At 63.7% G+C, this 20,115-nt stretch carries 18 protein-coding genes; 10 read left to right on the forward strand and 8 right to left on the reverse strand.

Annotated features, from left to right (window positions below):
• Both FOC40_RS01410 and FOC40_RS01415 read left to right on the forward strand, forming a co-directional pair.
• Positions 1–1,002 carry a dihydroxyacetone kinase subunit DhaK gene (locus tag FOC40_RS01410; RefSeq protein WP_231126042.1) on the forward strand — a complete coding sequence of 334 codons (1,002 nt, stop codon included), beginning with the start codon at positions 1–3 and terminating at the stop codon, positions 1,000–1,002.
• Positions 999–1,697, forward strand: coding sequence for a DAK2 domain-containing protein (locus tag FOC40_RS01415; protein WP_004565345.1), 699 nt, complete (start codon positions 999–1,001; stop codon positions 1,695–1,697). The genes FOC40_RS01410 and FOC40_RS01415 overlap by 4 nt, the downstream gene beginning before the upstream one ends.
• A gap of 150 nt (positions 1,698–1,847) precedes the next feature.
• Here the strand turns inward: FOC40_RS01415 and FOC40_RS01420 are convergent, their stop codons facing one another.
• The 6 genes from FOC40_RS01420 to xylA all read right to left on the reverse strand — a co-directional run bounded on the left by FOC40_RS01420 (position 1,848) and on the right by xylA (position 10,674).
• Positions 1,848–3,851, reverse strand: coding sequence for an ATP-binding protein (locus tag FOC40_RS01420; protein ID WP_081445527.1), 2,004 nt, complete (start codon positions 3,849–3,851; stop codon positions 1,848–1,850).
• The gene (locus FOC40_RS01425; protein WP_004565343.1) at positions 3,848–5,155 is read right to left on the reverse strand and encodes an SIR2 family protein; all 1,308 of its coding nucleotides are present in this window, start codon (positions 5,153–5,155) and stop codon (positions 3,848–3,850) included. The genes FOC40_RS01420 and FOC40_RS01425 overlap by 4 nt, the downstream gene beginning before the upstream one ends.
• Before the next feature lie 266 nt (positions 5,156–5,421).
• On the reverse strand, positions 5,422–6,879 hold the full coding sequence (gene nhaC / locus FOC40_RS01430; protein WP_039929635.1) for a Na+/H+ antiporter NhaC: 1,458 nt from the start codon (positions 6,877–6,879) through the stop codon (positions 5,422–5,424).
• 48 nt (positions 6,880–6,927) lie between these two features.
• Complete coding sequence (locus FOC40_RS01435) at positions 6,928–8,109, reverse strand: MalY/PatB family protein (RefSeq protein WP_004565341.1); 1,182 nt, start codon at positions 8,107–8,109, stop codon at positions 6,928–6,930.
• Positions 8,102–9,472, reverse strand: a complete 1,371-nt coding sequence (locus tag FOC40_RS01440; RefSeq protein ID WP_004565340.1) for a xylulokinase — start codon at positions 9,470–9,472, stop codon at positions 8,102–8,104. The genes FOC40_RS01435 and FOC40_RS01440 overlap by 8 nt, the downstream gene beginning before the upstream one ends.
• Positions 9,473–9,498: 26 nt before the next feature.
• The gene (gene xylA, locus FOC40_RS01445) at positions 9,499–10,674 is read right to left on the reverse strand and encodes a xylose isomerase (protein WP_004565339.1); all 1,176 of its coding nucleotides are present in this window, start codon (positions 10,672–10,674) and stop codon (positions 9,499–9,501) included.
• Positions 10,675–10,941: 267 nt separating this feature from the next.
• Here xylA and FOC40_RS01450 point away from each other — a divergent pair, with 267 nt between their 5' ends.
• Positions 10,942–12,264: an ROK family transcriptional regulator gene (locus FOC40_RS01450; protein ID WP_039929634.1), complete on the forward strand. Its 1,323-nt coding sequence runs from the start codon at positions 10,942–10,944 to the stop codon at positions 12,262–12,264.
• A gap of 19 nt (positions 12,265–12,283) precedes the next feature.
• Here FOC40_RS01450 and FOC40_RS10545 read toward each other — a convergent pair whose 3' ends face one another.
• Both FOC40_RS10545 and FOC40_RS01455 read right to left on the reverse strand, forming a co-directional pair.
• A complete protein-coding gene (locus FOC40_RS10545) occupies positions 12,284–12,433 on the reverse strand; it encodes a hypothetical protein (protein WP_003791260.1) in 150 nt (49 codons plus the stop codon).
• Positions 12,430–13,221 (reverse strand): hypothetical protein, encoded by a 792-nt coding sequence (locus FOC40_RS01455; RefSeq protein WP_004565337.1) that lies wholly within the window; start codon positions 13,219–13,221, stop codon positions 12,430–12,432. Before FOC40_RS01455 ends, FOC40_RS10545 begins: the two co-directional genes overlap by 4 nt.
• Before the next feature lie 120 nt (positions 13,222–13,341).
• Between FOC40_RS01455 and FOC40_RS01460 the strand changes: the two genes are divergently transcribed.
• The 7 genes from FOC40_RS01460 (at position 13,342) to FOC40_RS01490 (ending at position 19,964) form a co-directional block, all read left to right on the forward strand.
• The gene (locus tag FOC40_RS01460) at positions 13,342–13,764 is read left to right on the forward strand and encodes a hypothetical protein (protein ID WP_155844099.1); all 423 of its coding nucleotides are present in this window, start codon (positions 13,342–13,344) and stop codon (positions 13,762–13,764) included.
• A gap of 673 nt (positions 13,765–14,437) precedes the next feature.
• Positions 14,438–14,980 (forward strand): DUF4956 domain-containing protein, encoded by a 543-nt coding sequence (locus FOC40_RS01465; protein ID WP_003796082.1) that lies wholly within the window; start codon positions 14,438–14,440, stop codon positions 14,978–14,980.
• A 66-nt stretch (positions 14,981–15,046) separates the two neighbouring features.
• The gene (locus FOC40_RS01470; RefSeq protein WP_003796081.1) at positions 15,047–15,868 is read left to right on the forward strand and encodes a polyphosphate polymerase domain-containing protein; all 822 of its coding nucleotides are present in this window, start codon (positions 15,047–15,049) and stop codon (positions 15,866–15,868) included.
• 97 nt (positions 15,869–15,965) lie between these two features.
• Entirely contained in the window at positions 15,966–17,876 is a 1,911-nt protein-coding gene (locus FOC40_RS01475; RefSeq protein ID WP_039929633.1) for a carbohydrate-binding domain-containing protein, read from the forward strand.
• A 194-nt stretch (positions 17,877–18,070) separates the two neighbouring features.
• Positions 18,071–18,526 (forward strand): RidA family protein, encoded by a 456-nt coding sequence (locus tag FOC40_RS01480; protein WP_003791248.1) that lies wholly within the window; start codon positions 18,071–18,073, stop codon positions 18,524–18,526.
• A gap of 82 nt (positions 18,527–18,608) precedes the next feature.
• Positions 18,609–19,247, forward strand: a complete 639-nt coding sequence (locus FOC40_RS01485; RefSeq protein WP_155844100.1) for a DUF2249 domain-containing protein — start codon at positions 18,609–18,611, stop codon at positions 19,245–19,247.
• Positions 19,248–19,484: 237 nt separating this feature from the next.
• Entirely contained in the window at positions 19,485–19,964 is a 480-nt protein-coding gene (locus FOC40_RS01490) for a hypothetical protein (RefSeq protein WP_003791244.1), read from the forward strand.
• Positions 19,965–20,115: the final 151 nt, after the last annotated feature.

Raw genomic sequence — 20,115 nt, forward strand, 5'->3', positions numbered from 1 at the left:
ATGAAGAAGATCATTAACAACCCCGACCAGTTCGTCGATGAGATGGTTGAGGGCATTCTCCTGGCACACCCCGATCAGGTACGCACCCCCGGAGACGACAGGCGCGTCCTCGTCCGCGCTGACAGCCCCGCACCCGGCCGGGTCGGCATCGTCACCGGCGGCGGCTCCGGTCACCTCCCCCTCTTCAAGGGCTACGTCGGCAAGGGTCTGTGCTCCGGCGTCGCCATTGGTAACGTGTTCTCCTCCCCGTCTGTCCAGCAGTGCGCCGACGCCGCCAAGGCCGTCGACGGCGGAGCGGGCGTGCTCTTCCTCTACGGCAACTACGGCGGCGACGTCTTCAACTTCGACCTGGCCGTCGACCTCCTCGAACTCGACGGCATCGAGACGCGCACCGTCCTCGGCTGCGACGACGTGGCCTCGCAGCCCAAGGAACGCGCGAAGGACCGCCGCGGCGTCGCCGGCATCTTCTTCGCCTACAAGGCCGCAGGCGCTGCCGCTGAGCGCGGCGACAGCCTCGACGAGGTAGCCGCCGTCGCGCAGAAGGTCGTCGACAACACTGCCACCATGGGCGTCGGCCTGTCCCCAACGATCCTCCCGACCACGGGTGCCGCATCCTTCGACCTGCCCGAAGGTGAAATGGAAATCGGCATCGGTATCCACGGCGAACCCGGCATCCACCGCGGCCCCCTCGGAACCGCCGACGAGATCGCGGACCAGATCCTCGACTCCGTCATCCCCGACCTGGGCCTGGCTGAAGGGGACCGTGTCGCCGTCCTCGTCAACGGCCTCGGTGCCACGCCCCTCGAAGAGCTCTACCTGCTCTACCGCCGCACCCACCAGAGGCTCGTGGACCTCGGAGTCGTCATCGAGCGCCGCTACATCGGTGAATACGCGACGTCCCTCGAAATGGCCGGCGCCTCGATCTCGCTGCTCAAGGTCGACGACGAGCTCCTCGAACTCCTCGATGCGCCCGCCCAGTCCCCGTTCTTCAGGGAGGCATGACAATGCGTTCACCCGAACTCATCCAGCGCATTCAGGATTCGATGACGCTGCTCATCGAATCATCGGACGAGCTGCGTGACCTCGACCAGGTGCTCGGCGATGGCGACCTCGGCATCACGATCTCCGCGGGAGCCCGCGCGGTCATCGAGGCGCTCAAGGCCATGCCGACCGAGCCCGAACCCGCCCCCTCCGACGTCGCGCGCGCCTGCGCGAAGGCGTTCGCCAACGCCAACCCGTCAACCATGGCGGCGTTGGTCGCCGGCGGCCTTCTCGCCGGGTCCAAAGTGTGGGTCGGCTGCGAGGACGTCACTGCCGTCGAAGCCGAGGCCTTCATCCGCGCTGCGGCAAGCTCCATCTCTCACCGAGGCAAGAGCCAGGTGGGCGACAAGACCATCCTCGACGCGATGGTCCCCGCCGTCGATTCTCTCGCCCGCAGCATCGAGGCCAACCCCGCGGTCGCTTCGGAGAGCGCGCTCGCGGCGGCGGCCCTCGACAGCGCCATCGCCGACGCCGCCGAGGCCGTGGTCGCCACCCGAGACCTCCAGTCGCAGCGCGGCCGCGCCTCCTGGCTGCAGGACCGCTCGATCGGCCTCCAGGACCCCGGCGCCACAGCGTTCTTGCGGGCCCTCGAGGCCTGGCGCGACGCATCCACAGGCGAGCGCGGCCCCCGCGCGGCGGTCGTCGAAAACCTCTGAGGCTGCGGCTTAGTTGGTGGGGGGTGGGGTTCCCGGTTGGGAACCCCACCCCCTCTCCCTATGTTGTGCATTCGTTGGTTGCCCGAGTGCCGTGCCAATGCGGCAGCGAAGCGCGCGTCACGTCGACGCGCATGTCTGCCAATGGCAGCGTTAAGACTCTTCTGCTGGCGATTCTGACTCTTGAGTATCGACCGAGCCGACTTCGGTGTTAGCGGCTTCCTTGGAGGAGTCAGACGCTAGGCCCCACAGCTTGACGAGATCGATCGTCTCGTTGTCGGGTCTGCGCTCCGCGGGCAGTTCATCGATCTTAACGATCGCGGGAATCTGGACGCTGGTGCCGGAAATGATGCAGGTGCCACAGGGTAATAATGGAATCGATTCGAATGATTTCCCGTCGATAAACGTAACGGCGTTCTTCACGGACCCAAGGTCGACAGAACTGATCAGTCGGTGAAGAAAATAGTGGTGAAGCTGTGAAGAAATTGTCGGAGAAATCTCGGCAGGCCTCTGTGATGCGAGAGTGATAAAGACGCCGAACTTTCGCCCCTCTTTGATAATTATTTCGAAGGTTTCAAGGCGTGTATTTCTCCATGAGTCGCTCGCCAAATTAACTTCACGAGATAAAATATTATGTGCTTCCTCAATTATAATATTAAGATAATGAGAGCCTTTAGAGGAAGTCTGAAGCCTTTTATGTTCCACATACTTCGCGCGAGTGACAATAAGTGGAATCAGCTGGCGTTCGTCAAGTGAGGCAAACTTGAGGTTGATGATCTCCAATAGATGATGCGGTGTTTCAGACTTACTTGTAAAAGTGAACCAAGAGCGAAGCATGTGAACGCAATTGTCAAGTCTTAACATGAGAGGGTGAAGAGTGTTTTCATTGGCGATGCTACTAATGATTTCTTCCATGAAGCGAATCTTCACCTTGATTGTAAACAGCGACAGGTCGCTCAGGTTTGGTAGAAACCCTTGGGGAAACAATGATGCAAAGATGTTATTTAGCTCACGTCGAAAATTTGGATCACTGGGATATGTGTATCCGGTAGCTGTTTTGATGTGAAAAGATTGAGTCCCTGTATGAAATCGAAGTTCATTGCGAAAGCTGTCAAGGATGTTTAGAAAATCGTGGTTCCATTGCGGGGTGAGATGGTGTACAGAAACTAGGAAATCAAATAAATGATTTACTTCGGTAGCATGCTCATGTAGAACGGTGAAAAACTGTATGAAAATGGCGTGAATTTGTGAAGCTAGGTCGAAGTTGTCTAATAAGCGACGAAGTGCGCTTAGGATGAAAGGGCGCTGGATTTGCTCAGATGCTTCAAGAAGTGTGAACCAAAAGTCCTTGTCATTGAGAATCTTGTAATCTAGCGGAATGTGTGCATATTTAGGGCAGTTACCCATGGTTCCTGAGTTTGCTGGGCCGTACACTATTCGAAATGCGTCTTCGCAAAGCACTTGGTCTGAGTGGCTTGAGCAATACTCTCCGTTGAAGTCGAAGAGTAAAAAGTGTGAATTTGTGAGTAGTGTTCTTGATGACTTGGTTTGTTTGAGCTTCGTAAATAGTTGTGTATAAAGTTGGGTGAGTGTATATGATTTTCCCGAACCGGTCGTTCCGAAAATTCCGATATGACCAGAGAAGAGTGTGTTGATGTCAAGGTTGATTGGAATTGTGCTGTCGGATGCGAGATGGCCGATTGTTATCTGTGTGTTCGGTTTGAAGGATGATACGTAAATTTTTGAAGTTTGTTCTGGAGATGCTAGGTAAGCGATATTGCCGATCAGTGGACTTGTTTGCGATCCCGAGACAAAGTGCGTCTGGAACGGTGATACCGAAGTGTCCTTTTGGAATTCACCGAGCAGAGAGGTCTTTAGGATGCGTGTGTTGCGATCTACATCCCGCTGGTAGTCGCTGTTTTCCCAAGCGCTACTCTCGATGAGCTCTTCTTCATCGACCTGTACGACGAGGTGTGCGTAACCCCGACGGACGACAAGAAACGAGCCGATCGAGACGTTACTGATGATCTCGCCCTGAAATATCAGGCTGGAGTCGTTTTTGTCGACGTCAACAGTGATGTCAATCCGCCGTCCACGTACCGCCGTCACCGTACCGATTCGCAGCGATGAGATCTCTTTCCCGGTATAGGAGGTCATGCGCTTGCCTTTCGCAGAATATCCGCGATCGCGTGGATATCAAGACGTTGATGGTCTTTCGCTTCGGTTCCGAGCGCTTGCCCAAAACGGGGGCCGACCACTAGCTCGATGTTCGGGTATTCTTTGGGGGAGTAGCCCAGGTAGTCCGCGATCGTCGTCGTTGTGTCTCTGGAGTAGCAGAAGATAATGACCTTCAGGGTTGGATTCGCCTTAGCGGCACGAGTTACGAGTGAACGGATGTGCTCGTCTGCGAATGAAAAGCCCATCACAAGAAGGCTCGTATTAGGAAGCTCTAGCTGGTTCGAAAGGCGCCGTAGTTGGTCGTAATACGTCTCGTTGAGAACGGTTGAGGCGAACTTTCCTTTATTTGGAAGCACGACGGCCAACTTGTTGCGCGCTTTGTCTAGCTCATCGAGCTTTGCAACTAGATTATTCTTTCCGTGTTTGCGCTTTTTTGCGAGCTTAAATGTGGTCTCCGCTTGAATTTTCAGCGTCTCGAAGTCTGCTGATGTTTTGGTGCTGGTCTCTGTTGTGCGTGATTCGCTCGGCTCCGAGGTGTTCGGCCTGATCTCAGGCTGGCGTTCACCAAATCGGCTAATTGCGCCAAACAGTTCCTTGATCTCTTCGAGAATTTGGTAGCTATCATCTATGGTCAGCTGGTCACCGTCGTGGCGCCACGATGCGCATCCGTGAATCTTCACGAGGTTCGCCGATGGGATTTCGGTTCGGTACCCAAGGCCGATTCCGTTCGAGAAGACGCGATTGCCAAACGTTTGTTGCCCGACAATGCGGGAAAAACGACCCAGGTATGCAGAGTTTGTCGGGATTCCCGCCTCATCCAGAGCCAGGTCCATACCTAGGTCGTAATTTGAGGTGAAGAACGTGACCTGTTTTGGCTTATCAACAGATTCGCGGTTTGCAACCGTCTGAATTGCCTCGGTGCAGAAGTCCTTGTAGGCAGCTCGGGTTTGTTGAATGTCGTCTTCGGAGTCCTCTTTACTCCCAGTCACATATTCGATATTTCGATAGATGGAACCCATGAAGAAACGGCGATCTATCTCCGCCTCGATCAGGCGGTAGATCACTTCGCGGTCTTTTCCTAGGGTGTTTTTCTTGTCGTCGAGTTTTACGCGCAGCTCTTCCAAATTACCCAGAGTTCGGAACGCAGGCATCGAGCATCCAGCGCCGAGGAGGAAGTTGATGTTCGTGCTTTCCAGGGTCTTGCGCAAGTCACTGAAGAAGTCCTGGTCTACCTCCCTGAATGGAACGTGCGTCGTGTCGTTGGCTGCGTGATCTTCAGGCACGGTTCTTCCTTCATTGGCTAGTTGGACTGCAGAATCTTGTTGCTGAGACGTCACTTGAGCGAGCGAGTTGGACCGTGTTTGCCCTCGCCATTCATGTACGTCTTTGTCATGTGTCTCACGATAGCGTGTTTGTTAGTAAGTGTGTGCGTTGAGCCTCGGGGCATCGTACATACAAGTCGAATGCTGCTCGCCTACGCGCCTCATGGAGTCCACACAACAAGGTGGGGGACCCCCACCCGGGGGTCCCCCACTTCAACAACAAACTCTCAGCCCTCCGCTTCGAGGGCTTTCTGCTCCTCGGGCGTGAGCTTCGCGATGCCGATGCCCGTGGCCGCCCACACGAGGGCGAAGAAGATGGCGATCCAGTTGGAGATCGCCCAGGGCATGTAGGCGAGGGTGGCGACGCCCAGGGTGCCGGCCATGTAGGCGCCCGCAGACGTCCACGGCAGGATGGGTTCCCACACGGTGGCCGCGTCCTCGATGGTTCGCGACAGGTTCTTCGGGTGCAGGCCCCGCTTGATGTACTCGCCGCGCAGCATCTCGCCCGGGATCAGCAGGGACACCTGGCCGTTCGACGTAATGCCGATGACCGCCAGGCCGATCACGATCGTCGACGCGATCAGCGCGAAGGTCGACTTCACGGGAGCCAGCAGGCTCGAAATCAGCACGTCCAGCGACCCCGACACGGACACGGTGCCCGCGAAGGCGATCGCGCAGAAACAAATCAGCAGGACGCTCATCATCGAGTTCATGCCGCCGCGCTCCAGCAGGCGCGTCACGTCCTCGATGACGGAGTCGGCCTGGAAGCCGCTCTTGCCGACCATGTCAACCTTGAAGCCGTTCACGGAGGCGACGACCGAGTTCGAGAAGGACACTCCCTGGAACACGACCGCGTTGAACATGGCGGTCGCGCATGACACCAGCATGACGGGCACGGTCGGCATCTTCATGACCGAACCGACGAGCACGACCAGGACGGGCACCAGCAGGAGCAGGTTCCAGTTGAAAGCCGAATCGAGGGTCGAAAGGATCGTGCCGACCTTCTCGGGCACGGTTCCGCCCGAGGACTGCAGGCCGAAAATCAGGTACACGACCGCCGAGGTCAGGAACGCCGGAATGGTCGTCCACATGAGGTGTCGAATGTGCGTAAACAGGTTCACGCCCGTGGCCAGCGACGCGATGTTCGTCGTGTCCGACAGGGGAGAGAGCTTGTCGCCGAAGTAGGCGCCCGCCACGATAGCGCCCGCCACCATCGGCAGGTTCGCATCCATGCCGACGGCAACGCCCATGAAGGCGACGCCGATCGTGCCCGCGGAACCCCACGAGGTACCCGTGCACAGCGACACGATCGCCGTCACGACCAGCGCGATGAGCGCCAGGAACTGCGGGTTAATGATCTTCAAACCGTAGTAGATGAGCATCGGGATCGTGCCTCCCGCCATCCACGTGCCGATCAAGGCGCCGACGACGATGAGGATCAGAACAGCCGGCATGGTCTTTGCGATCTTCTCGGAGATCGCGCCGATGATCTCGTCCCACGTGTAGCCCAAGGTCATGGCGACAATGCCGGCAACCACGGCCGACGCGATGAGCAGCGGCTCCACCGGGAGGCTCGCCGCAATGTAGCCGCCGCCCAAAAGGACGATCAGTGTGACCGCGGGAATCACCGCGACCAGGAGAGATGGAGTGCGGTGAGCCCGCTTCTCCGAGGAGGTGACTGACATCGTCAATCCTTTCTTTTTCATTGCGTCCGCGCGCCAGTGCGCGTCCGCTTAGTTCGATGCGAGCGCCGTGATCGCTTCGCACAAGCGCTCCAAAGCCCGCACCAGGTCGCGCTCGGGAAGCGCCACGTTGATGCGGAAAAATCCCTCGTACTCGGAACCGAAGTCCTCGCCCGGGGACACCGCGACCCGGGAGGTGGCCACGGCCTCGTCGAGAGAAGCGGACGAGGCCAGGTACGCCCGGGCGTCCACCCACACCAGGTAGGTACCGTCGGGGTCGACGACTCGTGCCCGAGGCAGCGTGTGGCGCAGGTACTCGACGGCCACGCGAAGGTTTGCGTCGATGCGATCGCGCAACTCATCCACCCAGGCCTCGCCGAGGTTCCACGCGGCGATCGTCGCGGGAATCGCGAAGAAATTCGGGTTGTGCAGGCCCATGAGGCGCTTGGCTTCCTCGAGGTGCGCCCCGAGTTCGCCGCGCACCGCGATCGCCGAGGCCTCCAACCCCGCGCTGTTAAACGTCTTCCCGGGGGATGCGCACTGAATGAGGCGCCCCGTCTCCCACAGGCGCGGCGCGACGGCCGCGAGCGGCCGGTACCGGTTCCTGCCCGGCCGTTGGAAATCCGCGTGAATGTCGTCGGAAAGCACCAGCAACTCCCACTGACGTGCGAGAGAAGCAACCATCTCCATCTCGCTCTCAGTCCACACGCGACCCGTCGGGTTGTGTGGGCTGCACCAGAGCAGCAGGTCCGCGCCCTCCATCGCGCGGGCGAACACATCCTCAGGAATCCGAGGGGTATCGCCCGACAGGTCGAGGGGCACCCGGCGCAGCTCGCACCCGGCGCGTTCCACGACCTCGATGATCGGCCCATACGCCGGTTCCAGCGTCACCACGCGCGGAGGGCGCCCCAGTGACCCCGGAAGGACTATCGAGCACAGGGCCGACACGCACTGGACGATGCGCGGGAAAAAGTGCACGTCGCCCGGATCGACCGCCCACCCGTGGCGGCGCTCCTGCCAGCGGGCCGCGGCCTCGCGAAAGTCATCGAAGACCTCCGTGTAGCCGAAAATCCCCTCCGCGCACGCGTCCACGATCGCGCGCGACACCTCCGGGCACGTCGCGAACTCAATGTCCGCGACCGACAGGGACAGCGCATCCTCGCCCAGGTGCGCGGCCAGCAAGTCCCACTTCGCGCTGTGCGTCCCCCAGCGGGTGATCGTCTCGTCAAACATCGGAGCCGCCCGCCCCCGGGTCCGCCACGTTCAGGGCGGCCGCCTGCTTCGCCGCCCCCAGGGCGACGTACTCGGCGGGGGAGGGGACCTCCACCTCGGCCCCCAGGATGCCCGAGGCCAGGGCCCGAACCGCTCTCGACCGCGCCCCGCCGCCGACCATGACCACCCGCTCGATGGGCACACCCTGCGCGCGCACCGCGTCCAGAGCCCCGCGCATGAGCGTCAGCAGCCCCTCGACCGCCGCGCGAGCCACGTGCGCGGGGTCGCAATTCGCCAGCGTCATGCCCTCCAACGTCGCCGTCGCATCCGGCAGATTCGGGGTGCGCTCGCCCTCGAAGTACGGGATCAGGCGCAGACCTCCCGCGTCCGGAACCGACAGGGCGGCCTCGTCGAACTCCTCGTACCCCAGGCCCGTCACCCGCCTCATCGCGTCGATAATCCGCGACGCGTTCAGCGTGCACGCCAGCGGCAGCCACCGGCCCGACGCGTCCGAAAAGCCCGTGACCAGGCCGGACGGATCCGACACGGCAGACTCCGACACCGCCGCGACCACGCCCGACGTCCCCAGACTCAGCATTGCCGCGCCCGGACCCAAGTCCACGCCGAGGGCCGCCGCCGCGTTATCACCAGCGCCCGGCCCCAGGGCGATCTCGCCCCAGCCGCGCGCCTCGTCCCCGTGAGCCACAACCTCGTACGGTTCCGCGATCCGCGGCAGCACGATGTGCTCGGCCCGCTCCTCGTCACAGCGCAGCGCCTGGGCGAGAATGTCACGCCGATACGCCGACCCCGACCGATCCACGTACCCCGTCCCCGAGGCATCCGACCGATCCGTCGCCAAGCCCTCCAGGCCCAAGCGCTCGAAACCGCCCGCGATCCGCCACGTCAAATAGTCGTGCGGCAAGCACACCGCAGCCACGCGCTGCGCCGCCTCCGGCTCGTGATCCGCCAACCACCGCAGCTTCGTGACCGTTAACGACGCGACGGGAACCGAGCCCGTGGCATCGGCCCACCAGGCCTCGCCCGTCGAATCCCCCTCGCGCTCCGCGATCAAATCCCGAGCCGCGCCCGCGCTCCTCGTGTCATTCCACAGCAGCGCCGGACGAATCACCTCACCGCGCTCATCCAACACAACCATGCCGTGCTGCTGGGCGCCCACGCTGAGCGCCCGCACGTCATCCAACCCGCCGGCCGCAGCCACGGCCTCGTTCAACGCGTCCCACCAGGCGCGTGGATCAACCTCGGTGCCCTCCGGATGCGGCGCGCGACCCTCGCGCACCACCTCGCCCGACACCGGATCCCACACGACCACCTTGCATGACTGCGTCGACGAATCGACGCCCGCAACGAAAGGCCTCTCGCCCATCACACAACTCCTCGTCGAAGAGACGATCAGCCGATCAGGTGACGCATCGCCTGCTGGTACAGCTCCACGAAGTGGTACTCGCGCTCGCCGGCGGCCTGCGCGTCGAACTCCTCGTAGGAGCTGCGATCCGCCAGGAAGTCCTCGAGGGACTCGCCCGCGGCCAGCGTCGACTCGCCCAGCTCGGGAACCGATGCAGCCTCGAGCAGTTCCTGGGTGACCGGATCCTCGCGGAACCCGCGGGCCTTGGCCGCCAGCGTCAGGTACATCTCGATGTTCGCGCGCGCGGACTCCCACACGCCCTCCATGCCCTCCGTGCGGCTCGGCTTGTAGTCGAAGTGGCGCGGACCCTCGTAGCGCGGGCCACCTCCCGGGAAGCCGTTTTCCAGCAGATCGACCGTGAAGAACGCGCTGGCCAGGTCGCCGTGACCGAACGCCTTGTCCTGGTCGTACTTAATACCCGACTGGCCGTTGAGGTCAATGTGGAAGAGCTTGCCCGCGTTGAGCGCCTGCGCGAGCGCATGCGTGTAGTTCAGGCCCGCCATCTGCTCGTGGCCCGTCTCCGGGTTCAGGCCCACGATGTCACCGTGCTCAAGCTGCGCGATGAGGGCCAGCGCGTGGCCGACCGTCGGCAGGAAAATGTCGCCGCGAGGCTCATTCGGCTTCGGCTCCAGGCCGATCTTCAGGTTGTAGCCGCGCGACTTGATGTAGGCGGCGACCGTATCCAGGCCCTCCTTGTAGCGGTCAAACGCCGCATTTAGGTCCTTCGACGAGTCGTACTCCGCGCCCTCGCGCCCGCCCCACATGACGAAGGTCGTCGCGCCCATCTCCGCAGCCAGATCCACGTTGCGCAGGATCTTGCGCAGGCCAAAACGGCGGATCGAACGGTCGTTGTTCGTCAGGCCTCCGTCCTTGAAGACGGGGTGCGTGAACGTGTTCGTCGTGACCATCTCAATGACGAGGCCAGCCGCGTCGGCCGCCTCCTTCACCTTCATGACGCGGTCGTGACGCTCCTGATCCGACGCGTCAAAGCCGAACACGTCATTGTCGTGGAAGGTAATGCCCCATGCGCCGACCTCCGCGAGCTTTTCCGTGTACTCCCACGGATCCAGGACCGGGCGGGTCCCCGTACCAAAGGGGTCGACCGCATTCCAGCCGACTGTCCACAGGCCGAAGGAGAACTTGTTGTCGGGGGTGGTTGTCATGGTGGTGTCCTTTCGAACGTCGGTGTTCAGTTGGAGGCGATGGTGCTGCGTCGTCGGTGGCGCTGCGTATCGTTGTGCGGTGGCGGATCTTGGTGCGTGTGCCGGTCCCGCGGATTTGGTCGCGCGGGCGTTGCGCGCCGTGTTTGCGTCGTCACAATTTATTTGTTGTGGGATAAAACTTAATACCTGTGTGCGCGTTCGTCAAGGCCCTCCGACAAGTCCGTGCGACGGGTGGGCACCGCTACCCCGACACGGTAGCCTGGGTCCATGCTGACCCGTTCCGACAGCGCCAACGACGCCGGCCGCATCAGTCGCGGACCGGTCGCTTCGCCGTGCCCCTCGGAGCGGGGGATGGGTGCTCAGAACCGTGGTGTGAAGTCGGAAAATGTGCGCGCATCCAACATGTCGACGGTGCTGCGCAACATCCTCACCTTGCCGGGCGAGGTCACGCGTGCAGGCCTCTCGCAGCGCACCGGAATGACGCGCGCGACTATCTCGCGGCTCGTGGACGACCTGGTGGGTGCCGGACTCGTGCGAGAACTCGAACCTGGCGACGGCGGCGGTCGTGGCCGACCGGCCAACCGCCTCACCCCCGCGGAGGGCAGCGCCGTCGCCCTCGGCGTCGAAGTGGACGTCGCGAGCCTCGATGTCATGCTCGTCGACATTGCAGGACGGGAGCTCGGGCGCCGCCGGATTGAGCGCGATTTCGCCGACAGCGCACCGGAGGAGACGATGGCGCTCGCGGCCCGAGAGGCCCACGCTCTGTTAGAGGGCACCCTGCCCGATGGCGCCCTGTTCCTGGGGACGGGCGTCGGGTTGCCGGGCTTGGTGTCGCCGACCCGGCTGGCGCTCGCCCCGAACTTGGGGTGGCGAGACATCCCGCATGACCAGCTACTTGCCCCGCTCGCCGACCTGAACCCGGTGGTCGTCGCGAACGAAGCGGACCTGGCGGCCTACGCGGTTGCTTACACACGACCGGGGGTGGCCGGTGGTCCGTCGACATTCGTGTACGTGTCGGGCGAGGTGGGCGTCGGTGCTGGCGTCATCGTCGATCATCGACCGATGAGTGGGGCGCGTGCCTGGTCCGGCGAAATCGGGCACATGTGCGCGGATCCGAATGGGCCGCTGTGCCGCTGCGGGGCGCGCGGATGCCTCGAGGCTTACCTGGGTGTGCGCGCCCTCGCCGAGCATGTGGGCGCCCCCGCGGGGTCCGGGCCGCGTGGGATTCTGCGTTGCGCGGGCCTCGTCGACGAGGCCGGGGCGAAGACCTCCGGGTCTCTTGGTGTGAGCGCGGAGCAGGAGCGTGCCCGAGCCGTGCTGGCGGAGGCCGGGGCGGCCCTCGGGCGCGTGTTGTCGGGGGTCATCAACGCGATGGACATCCCGCACGTCGTGCTGGGCGGTGCCGTCGCCGAGCTGAGTGGTGCCCTGCTGGATCCGGCGCGCGAGGAAATCGAGACACGCACGCTGCAGGCCCCGTGGTCCTCGCCGATCGTTGAGGTGCTGCCGGATTCTGCGTCGCTGACGGTTCGGGGTGCGGCGTTCCGAGTGCTGGATGCACTCGTGGATGATCCCGCTGCCTTCCTGGGTTAAGCGCGTTCTATCGGAGCGCTCACCAGTTGCCCAAGCCCAGGTAGTACAGCGGGTGGGTGAGGACTGCGACGACGCGGTCGCGGTATTCGAGGGGCAGCATCGGGAAGATGACGATCGCGGCCAGGACCGCGACGATCAGCGTCACGAGGATGCGTTTCTTGGTGCTCATGCGTGGCTCCTTTGTGTGGTTGCGAGTTCCATGTGGGCCTCGGCGAGGATGTCGTTGACGAGGTCGACGCCGTCCGGTGTGGCCAGGAGCGGGCGGTCTTTGGGGTGCTCGTTGAAGTGTCGCATGAGGGCGTCGAGGCCGGTGAAGGGGATGCCGATGCGCTCGGAGGACATGCTCCACGGCCCGCCGTATGTGTCGGGGTCTGCTTCGAGAAACATCGTTGGATGGATGATGTCATCGATGGTGACGTTATCCGTCCACAGGATGGTGATGTCCCGGTCGTTGGAGTCTTCCTCGACGGACAGCAGCTCCGGGAAGTGGAAGGAAATTCCCTCAGGGGTCAGAGTTGTCTTTTGCTTGTCAGTGAGGGCGATGACGAGATCCTTGCCGGGGTTACGTGTGCACTCGAGATAGGCCATGGACGCAGCGGCGAACACATACAGCGCCGCATGGAAGGGTTGTCCGGTCGTGAAACCCGCGGCCATCGTCCAGCCTGCGAAAGCGTAGAGCAGGAATCCAGTCGTGACGAGCGCGATGGACTGGTGGTTGCCCGGAATGACGATGGAGCCGTCCTCGTAATGGGGACGTGATGACCAGAATGGTCGCACACTTTGCTCGACGAGGTGGGGGAGTGCGGCGGCCAGGTACAGAGGGAACCAGATGAAAATGAGCGGTATTCCGTCGGTGTGAGTGAATGAGGAAATCCCGTAGGCGCCCACCGCCAAGGCGGCGTTAACAACAATGGCGATCGCAGTGAGCTTCCAGAAACCTCGTGCCGCCAGGTCCACACCCCGAGGAGAACTGTCGTGGGGTCTTCTTGCCAAAAATGAGGAAGGCCGAGCCACGCTTACCACTCCACCTGTGCACCGGTGGTCTGCCTCCGAAGGGTGCAGAAAGGCTCGTTGTTCATGATCCGACGCTACCAGGAGTGTGACGGAGGCAGCAAGCATGAGCGTCTGAGCGCCTTGCTACGAATCAGCAGCCCTGATTCGATGTCTGATGAAACCGGCGACGCCTTTGCGGGTGCTCGGCGAGGGGTGCATGAAACCCGTGACACCTTTGCGGGCGGAAAATGGACTGAATTTGGCTGTTTTGTGCGAGCAGAGGTGTCATCGGTTTCAAACGTGTGCGCCAAGGAGCTCGCAGAGGTGTCAGTGGTTTCATCTCGGGGCAGTGATCCACCCGCATTGGTGTCATCGGTTTCAGGCGAGGTGGTTGGCGGGTGTTGTGAGGCGGCTGTGACTCTCAGCGGCGCGAAAAAACTCGCCCAGCAGGAGTGGATTCTGGAACAAACCGCGAAAAAGTTCGCCCTGCGAGTGAAAATAGGCTGATTTTGGGCAGTTTTGGCGGTGCTGGGCGAACTTTTTCGCGCGTGGACACTGATGGAGGCGAGCAGGGCGAATTTTTTCGCGCTTGTGTGGCCTAGTCGCGGGTGAGGGGCCTGGCTGTGGTGACTGTGGTGGTGTTCGGAGTCGGCCCCCCGAAAAGTCGCATGCAATTCGATTGGGAGAAGTTTCAATAAAGTCTGAAAACGTTGCAATTCCAATGATCTCAATTCAAGGTTTGAAATAGTGTCGGGGGAATTGCATGCGAAATTGCGTGTGGGTTCAGGAATGAGGGGCGTGAGGGCCGGGTGTTAGGGCTGGGGGCGAGCGACGGGGTCCCAGTAGGGGCCTGGCTGCGGTGCCCGTGGGCGGTGGCGGGGCCTGGCCGGGCTTCGAGACGACGCGCCGAGCGAAGCTCGCGGCGCGGACGGCGAGCGGGCGGGCCGCCGCCCACGGGCACACCAAGCAGCCAGGCCTGACACAGCACGCGGCGCCCAGGCAAGCAATCGAGAACACAGCAAGCAAAACCCCAGAAACACAACGAAAAGTGCCCGCTCAAACACTGGCATTCACAGCTTCACAGCAACATGCCGAAAAGTCATATGGGAAATATGAGAGCTTCATAGGTTCTTCATAGGGTCGAGTGGGGAAATTGGTGCATCGACAAAAGGAGACACCAATGACCGCCCTGATTCTGATCGCCATTGACCTGGTTGCCATGGCCGCTCTCGTGTTCGGCCTGTACTTCCCACGGCACCGCCGCGCTGACCTGGTCGCAGCTTTCCTCGGTGTGAATGTCGGCGTCCTCGCCGTCACGATCATCCTCGCGAACTCGACAGTGAGTGCGGGCCTCGGCCTCGGCCTCTTCGGTGTTCTCTCGATTATCCGACTGAGGTCCGACCAGATCTCGCAGACGGAAATCGCCTACTACTTCGCCTCGCTGGCCCTCGGCCTGCTGACGGGCATGTCCTCGGCGGTGACCCCGCTGCTGGGAGGACTGATCGCCCTGATCCTTGTGGCCCTGGCCTTCGGTGACTCGAAGCTGATCTTCGGCCGCTACACCTCGCAGACCGTCCAGCTGGACCGCGCGATCGCCGACCCGGCCGAACTCAAGGCGGCCCTCGAGCAGCGCCTCGGCGCGTCCGTCGCCTCGGTCAGCGTCGTCAAGCTCGACCTCGTGAACGACCTGACTCTCGTGGATGTGCGCTCGAAGGTCGCCTGACACGCCAGCCCACCCGCCGCCCGCCAGCGAACACCCCACAGACCGCCACTACCAAGGACACGACTCATGAACGCCACCCTGAACTCGATTCTCGCCGACCTCGACTCGATCGGCCTCGATGAACTGAATAAGCGCGCGGCGATGCTGACCCGAGTGGACCGCAAGTACGCGCTGGACGCCGCCACGGCCTCGGCGATTCTGAGCCGCCTCCCCGAGGACGTGTTGGTCCTGAACATCGACGGCCAGGTGTCCCAGGGCTACGCCTCCACCTACTACGACACCCCCGACATGGATTCGTACTTGCTGACCGCGCTCAAGCGTCGCCGTCGCTTCAAGGTCCGCACCCGCTCTTACCTCTCGTCCAAGGCCTCGTTCCTGGAGGTCAAGACCCGCGGCCCGCGCGGCGTGACCGTCAAGAAGCGTATGCCGATCTCTTGGGACGAGGCCGGGGCTCCTCTCGCGGGTGAGCGCCGCCAGTGGGTGACCGGCAAGGTTGAGAAGACGGGATACGGCCATCTGGTGCCCGCCCTTGAGCCGGTCCTGGCTGGGTCCTACGAGCGCAACACCCTGCTCCTGCCCGGTGGCGTGGGACGCGCGACGGTGGACACGAACCTGTTGTGGCGCTCGCTGCGCACGGACGGCACCGAGGTTGCTCGCCCCGACCTGGTCATTATCGAAACGAAGTCGGGTGCGACCCCATCCGTGGTGGACCACCTCCTGTGGGAGGGCGGCGTGCGACCCGTGAAGATCTCCAAGTACGGGACCGCGATGGCCGCCATGCACCGCCTGCCCGCGAACAAGTGGCACCGCACGCTGGACCGTTACTTTCACGAATACGTGGAGGTCCCCGAGCTCGCGCACGACGCGCCCCTCGCGATGGCGGCCTGACAGACCTAACACCGGCGCCCGCAGTTTCGACAGCACATGAAACGAAAGCGCTGAGCATAAGAAACACAAGCTTTAACTGCACGAAAGAGACAGACATATGAAAGCCCTTCAGAAAATTTGGACCCCCGCCCGGACGATCGGCGCGATCGCCCTCGTTGGAACGCTGGCGCTGGGTGCGTGCAGCGCATCGGGAACGGCCTCCTCGTCCTCCGCGACGACCACCGCCACCGCAGCCGTCGCCGCCTCCGGAACCAACGGCGACACGACCGCGCCGCCCACCGCGGCCGACGCCCTGGCCTCGAACGCGAAGGCCTCCCACGTGAAGGACAGTGACTGGAAGGCCTCGGACGCCGTCGACGTGACGCTCAGCGGCGCGACCGCGACCTCCTCGTCCGACGCCGTGTCCGTCAGCGACGGCGTGCTGACCATCTCCAAGGCTGGCGTCTACAAGCTCAGCGGCTCCTTCACCGGAAAGGTCGTCGTGGCCGCAGGGTCCGAGGACCAGGTCGTCCTGATTCTCGACAATGCGACCATCACCTCCTCCACGGGCACCGCGATCGAAGCGACCAGCGGTGACGACCTCGTCCTGTCTCTCGAGGGCACCTCGACGATCACCGACGGCACCTACACCGGCACGGAGGACGCGAACGCGGCCATCTACGCCGACATGGACCTCACCGTCACCGGCTCGGGCACGCTCAACGTGACCTCCGGCGCCTCGGACGCGATCACCTCCAAGGATGACCTCTACGTCCTGAGCGGCACGATCAACGCGACCGCCTCGGATGACGGCCTGCGCGGCAAGGACTCCCTGACGATTGCGGGCGGCACCGTCACTGTGAACTCCGGCGGCGACGCCCTCAAGTCCGACCAGGACAACGACGACACCAAGGGCTACGTGTCCATCGTGGACGGCACCGTCACCCTGACCTCGGGAGGCGACGGCATCGACGCGTACACCGACGCGATCGTCACCGGCGGCACCCTGTCGATCACCTCGGGCGGCGGCGCCTCGGCCGGCAAGCCCTCCACGGGCTCGACCAAGGGCATCAAGGCTCAGACCTACATCATCGTCGACGGCGGCACGACCACCATCGACGCGGGGGATGACGCCATCCACTCCAACGGCGCGCTGCGCTTGAGCTCGGGCACGATCACCGCCGCCTCCGGCGACGATGGCGTGCACACCGAGGTCGCGGCCGTCCTGGACGGCGCAACCGTGACCGTCACGCAGTCGAACGAGGCCCTCGAGGGCGGCCTCATCACGATCTCCGACGGCACCGTCGACCTGACCTCGAGCGATGACGGCATCAACGCCTCGGGTTCGATCACTGTCGAGGCCGGCCTGGCCGCCGTCGCCGAGTCCAGCTCCGATACGACCACCACCACGACCACCACCCAGCAGATGGGCCCCGGTGGCATGGCTGACGGCGGCGGCTCGATGGAGGACACCGGCGAGCAGCTGAACATCACCGGAGGCACCGTGACCGTCAACGCGAACGGCGACGGCCTCGACTCCAACGGCTCGCTGACCATCAGCGGCGGCACGACGACCGTCTACGGCCCGGCGTCCGGCGCGAACGGCGCCCTGGATTCCAACGGCGCCATGAGCATCACGGGCGGCACGGTCATCGCCTTCGCCACGAACGAGATGGTGGAGACGCCGACCACGACCGACGGCCAGGGCTGGATCTCCGCTGCGGCTTCCGGCTCCGCAGGGGCGACCGTGACGATCACGGACTCCTCCGGCTCCGTCCTGGGTACCTACACCTCGCCCAAGGCCTTCGGAAACGTCATCTACTCGACCTCCGGCATGACCAACGGCTCCACCTACACGGTGAGCGTCGACGGCACATCCACTGAGGCGACCGCCGGCCAGGGCGGCGGAATGGGCGGCCCCATGGGCCCCGGTGGCCCGGGTCAGGGTGGCCAGCCCCCGGCGGGTGGCCAGCCCCCGGCGGGCGGTCCGGGTCAGGGCGGTCAGCCCCCGGCCGCACCCCAGGGCTGAGGCTTCCCAGTAGTGCGCCCCGCGTGATTGTCGACACGTGGGGCGCACGCATGCCTGCATCGCGTCTTTTTCGCCGAGGCCTCGGCCGGTATCTCACGCCCGCACCCTCGCTCGCCACCCCCGGGATCAGCGCAACTAAACTGGACCCAAAGGACGAGGCCCCGGCCTCGTCGATGACAATGAAAGGACCCCTCATGCTCCCCTCCGAAAAGCTCGCCGAGCTCGGCCTCGAACTGCCCGCCGTCGCCACGCCCGTCGCCGCGTACGTGCCCGCCGTCATCGACCGTGGCGTCGTGCGCACCTCCGGCCAGATCCCCGTCGTGAACGGCGAGCCCGTGTGCATCGGCGCGGTCGGCGAGGACGGCGCGGACCCCGAGGACGCCAAGGACGCGGCGCGCGTGTGCGCCCTCAACGCCCTGGCCGCAGCCGCCTCCGTTGCGGGCGGCATCGACAACCTCGCGGGCGTCGTGAAGGTCGTGGGCTTCGTGTCCTCGCGCCCCGACTTCTACGGGCAGGCCGGCGTCATCAACGGCGCCTCGGAGCTGTTCGGTGAGATCTTCGGCAGCCAGCACGCGCGCAGCGCCGTGGGCGTCGCCGCGCTGCCCCTCAACGTCAGCGTCGAGGTCGAGGCCGAGTTCCTCATTAAGTGAACGCGCGGACGCGGCTGAGGCATGCCTACACTGGGTAAGGTTCGCTGAAATGGCCCGTCGGGCCGAAGGATAAGGAAAAGACATGACTGACCGTCAGATGTTCAAGCTGGTCGACGCCAACACCGTCCCCTCCGAGGGCGGCGGCTGTGGTTGCGGCTGCGGTGGCGAGGGTAAGAAGGCGCGCGCCGAGCAGGCTCCCGAGCAGGCGCCCGCCGAGCACGCCGGCTGCGGCTGCGGCGGCCATGAGGCCGCTGAGCAGGCCCCCGCCGAGCACGCCGGTTGCGGCTGCGGCGGACACGACGCTCCCGCCGAGGCTGCTGAGGCCCCCGCCGAGCAGGGCGGCTGCGGCTGCGGTGGCCACGACGCTCCCGCCGAGCGTCCCCACGAGATGGCCGCCGAGCCCATCGAATCCACGGCCGGTGGCTGCGGCTGCGGCGACGGCGCCCCCTCGGCGGGCAACGTCCACGCTGGCGGCGCCGGCGTCATCCACCGCCCCGGCGCGGACGAGCTGGTCATCCACTCGATCCCCCGCGTTGTGCGCCACGCGGTCCTCTTCGCGGCGGTCGATAACCTGCCCGTCGGCGAGAACATCCAGATCTGCGCGCCCCACCAGCCCGAGCCGCTGTTCGCGCACCTGCAGGACTCCGAGCAGCACTACCGCGTGGAGACCCTCGAGGTCGGCCCCGTGGATTGGCGCTACCGCATCACGCGTCTCGCCTGAGGCTCTTTGACACGACGAGGCCGTGGCCGACTCTCGCTTTCCCGCGTGGCTGGCCACGGCCGCGTCGTATGCGCACGAAGACGTGGCCTTCCAATGCCTCGCGCATCTGTGCGCCGACGTGCTCGCACGGGCGCCTATTCCCATGACTGGTCCGGTGCCTGACGACGTGCGGAGATGGGCGCGCGTTGGGGTGTCCATTCGCGTGCCTGGGAGCGTCCGACCCGGTACCGTTGGTGTATGAGCTTCTTTGACATGACTTCTGACGCCGACGTTGAGGACGACCTGGATCGCGTTGAGACCGACGTGGTCGTGGACTGCGACATTGAGGCCGCGTGGGCGCTCGTGTCGGAGCCGGGCTGGTGGGTCAACGATGGCCCGCTGGGTGACCACGAGGTGACGCTCGGGGATGACGGAATTTATCGCGTGAGCGACCCGGACGCCGGCGACTGGCTGATCGAAAAGGCCGACGAGGATCCGACGGACGTCGTCGCCTTCCGCTGGTACCCGCTGGCCGACGACGAGCTGCCGGACGAGTATGCGACCCGCATCGAAATCTCCCTGTCCGAGGAGCGTGGCGGCGTCGCCATCCACGTGGAGGAGTCGGGTCTGGCGTCGGTCTCCGACGACGAGGCCGAGGCCCGCCAGGCGTACGAAGACGAGGTCGGCATGTGGGAGCAGGTCCTGAGTGCCGCGAAGAACTACCTCGAGGGCCGCTGAGTCTCTGAGTTTCTGCGCCGGCATCTGGGGATGCCGGTGGTGTTCCGCTGTCGTGGCATTTCGCGGGCGAATGACGCGTAGTGAGCGCGTTGCCCGACTTTGCACCCCCGCAGCCTCACGGCTGCGGGGGCTGTTTGTTAGCGGTGTGGTT

This window comes from Schaalia odontolytica, from assembly GCF_009730335.1.
GTDB classification, from domain to species: domain Bacteria; phylum Actinomycetota; class Actinomycetes; order Actinomycetales; family Actinomycetaceae; genus Pauljensenia; species Pauljensenia dentiphila.

Excerpts from the sequence above, each read along its gene's own strand:
- FOC40_RS01410 (WP_231126042.1), top strand. The coding sequence starts at position 1 with ATGAAGAAGATCATTAACAACCCCGACCAGTTCGTCGATGAGATGGTT.
- FOC40_RS01415 (WP_004565345.1), top strand. The coding sequence starts at position 999 with ATGACAATGCGTTCACCCGAACTCATCCAGCGCATTCAGGATTCGATG.
- FOC40_RS01420 (WP_081445527.1), bottom strand. The coding sequence starts at position 3,851 with ATGACCTCCTATACCGGGAAAGAGATCTCATCGCTGCGAATCGGTACG.
- nhaC (WP_039929635.1), bottom strand. The coding sequence starts at position 6,879 with ATGTCAGTCACCTCCTCGGAGAAGCGGGCTCACCGCACTCCATCTCTC.
- FOC40_RS01435 (WP_004565341.1), bottom strand. The coding sequence starts at position 8,109 with ATGTTTGACGAGACGATCACCCGCTGGGGGACGCACAGCGCGAAGTGG.
- FOC40_RS01440 (WP_004565340.1), bottom strand. The coding sequence starts at position 9,472 with ATGGGCGAGAGGCCTTTCGTTGCGGGCGTCGATTCGTCGACGCAGTCA.
- xylA (WP_004565339.1), bottom strand. The coding sequence starts at position 10,674 with ATGACAACCACCCCCGACAACAAGTTCTCCTTCGGCCTGTGGACAGTC.
- FOC40_RS01450 (WP_039929634.1), top strand. The coding sequence starts at position 10,942 with ATGCTGACCCGTTCCGACAGCGCCAACGACGCCGGCCGCATCAGTCGC.
- FOC40_RS10545 (WP_003791260.1), bottom strand. The coding sequence starts at position 12,433 with ATGAGCACCAAGAAACGCATCCTCGTGACGCTGATCGTCGCGGTCCTG.
- FOC40_RS01460 (WP_155844099.1), top strand. The coding sequence starts at position 13,342 with ATGATCCGACGCTACCAGGAGTGTGACGGAGGCAGCAAGCATGAGCGT.
- FOC40_RS01465 (WP_003796082.1), top strand. The coding sequence starts at position 14,438 with ATGACCGCCCTGATTCTGATCGCCATTGACCTGGTTGCCATGGCCGCT.
- FOC40_RS01470 (WP_003796081.1), top strand. The coding sequence starts at position 15,047 with ATGAACGCCACCCTGAACTCGATTCTCGCCGACCTCGACTCGATCGGC.
- FOC40_RS01475 (WP_039929633.1), top strand. The coding sequence starts at position 15,966 with ATGAAAGCCCTTCAGAAAATTTGGACCCCCGCCCGGACGATCGGCGCG.
- FOC40_RS01480 (WP_003791248.1), top strand. The coding sequence starts at position 18,071 with ATGCTCCCCTCCGAAAAGCTCGCCGAGCTCGGCCTCGAACTGCCCGCC.
- FOC40_RS01485 (WP_155844100.1), top strand. The coding sequence starts at position 18,609 with ATGACTGACCGTCAGATGTTCAAGCTGGTCGACGCCAACACCGTCCCC.
- FOC40_RS01490 (WP_003791244.1), top strand. The coding sequence starts at position 19,485 with ATGAGCTTCTTTGACATGACTTCTGACGCCGACGTTGAGGACGACCTG.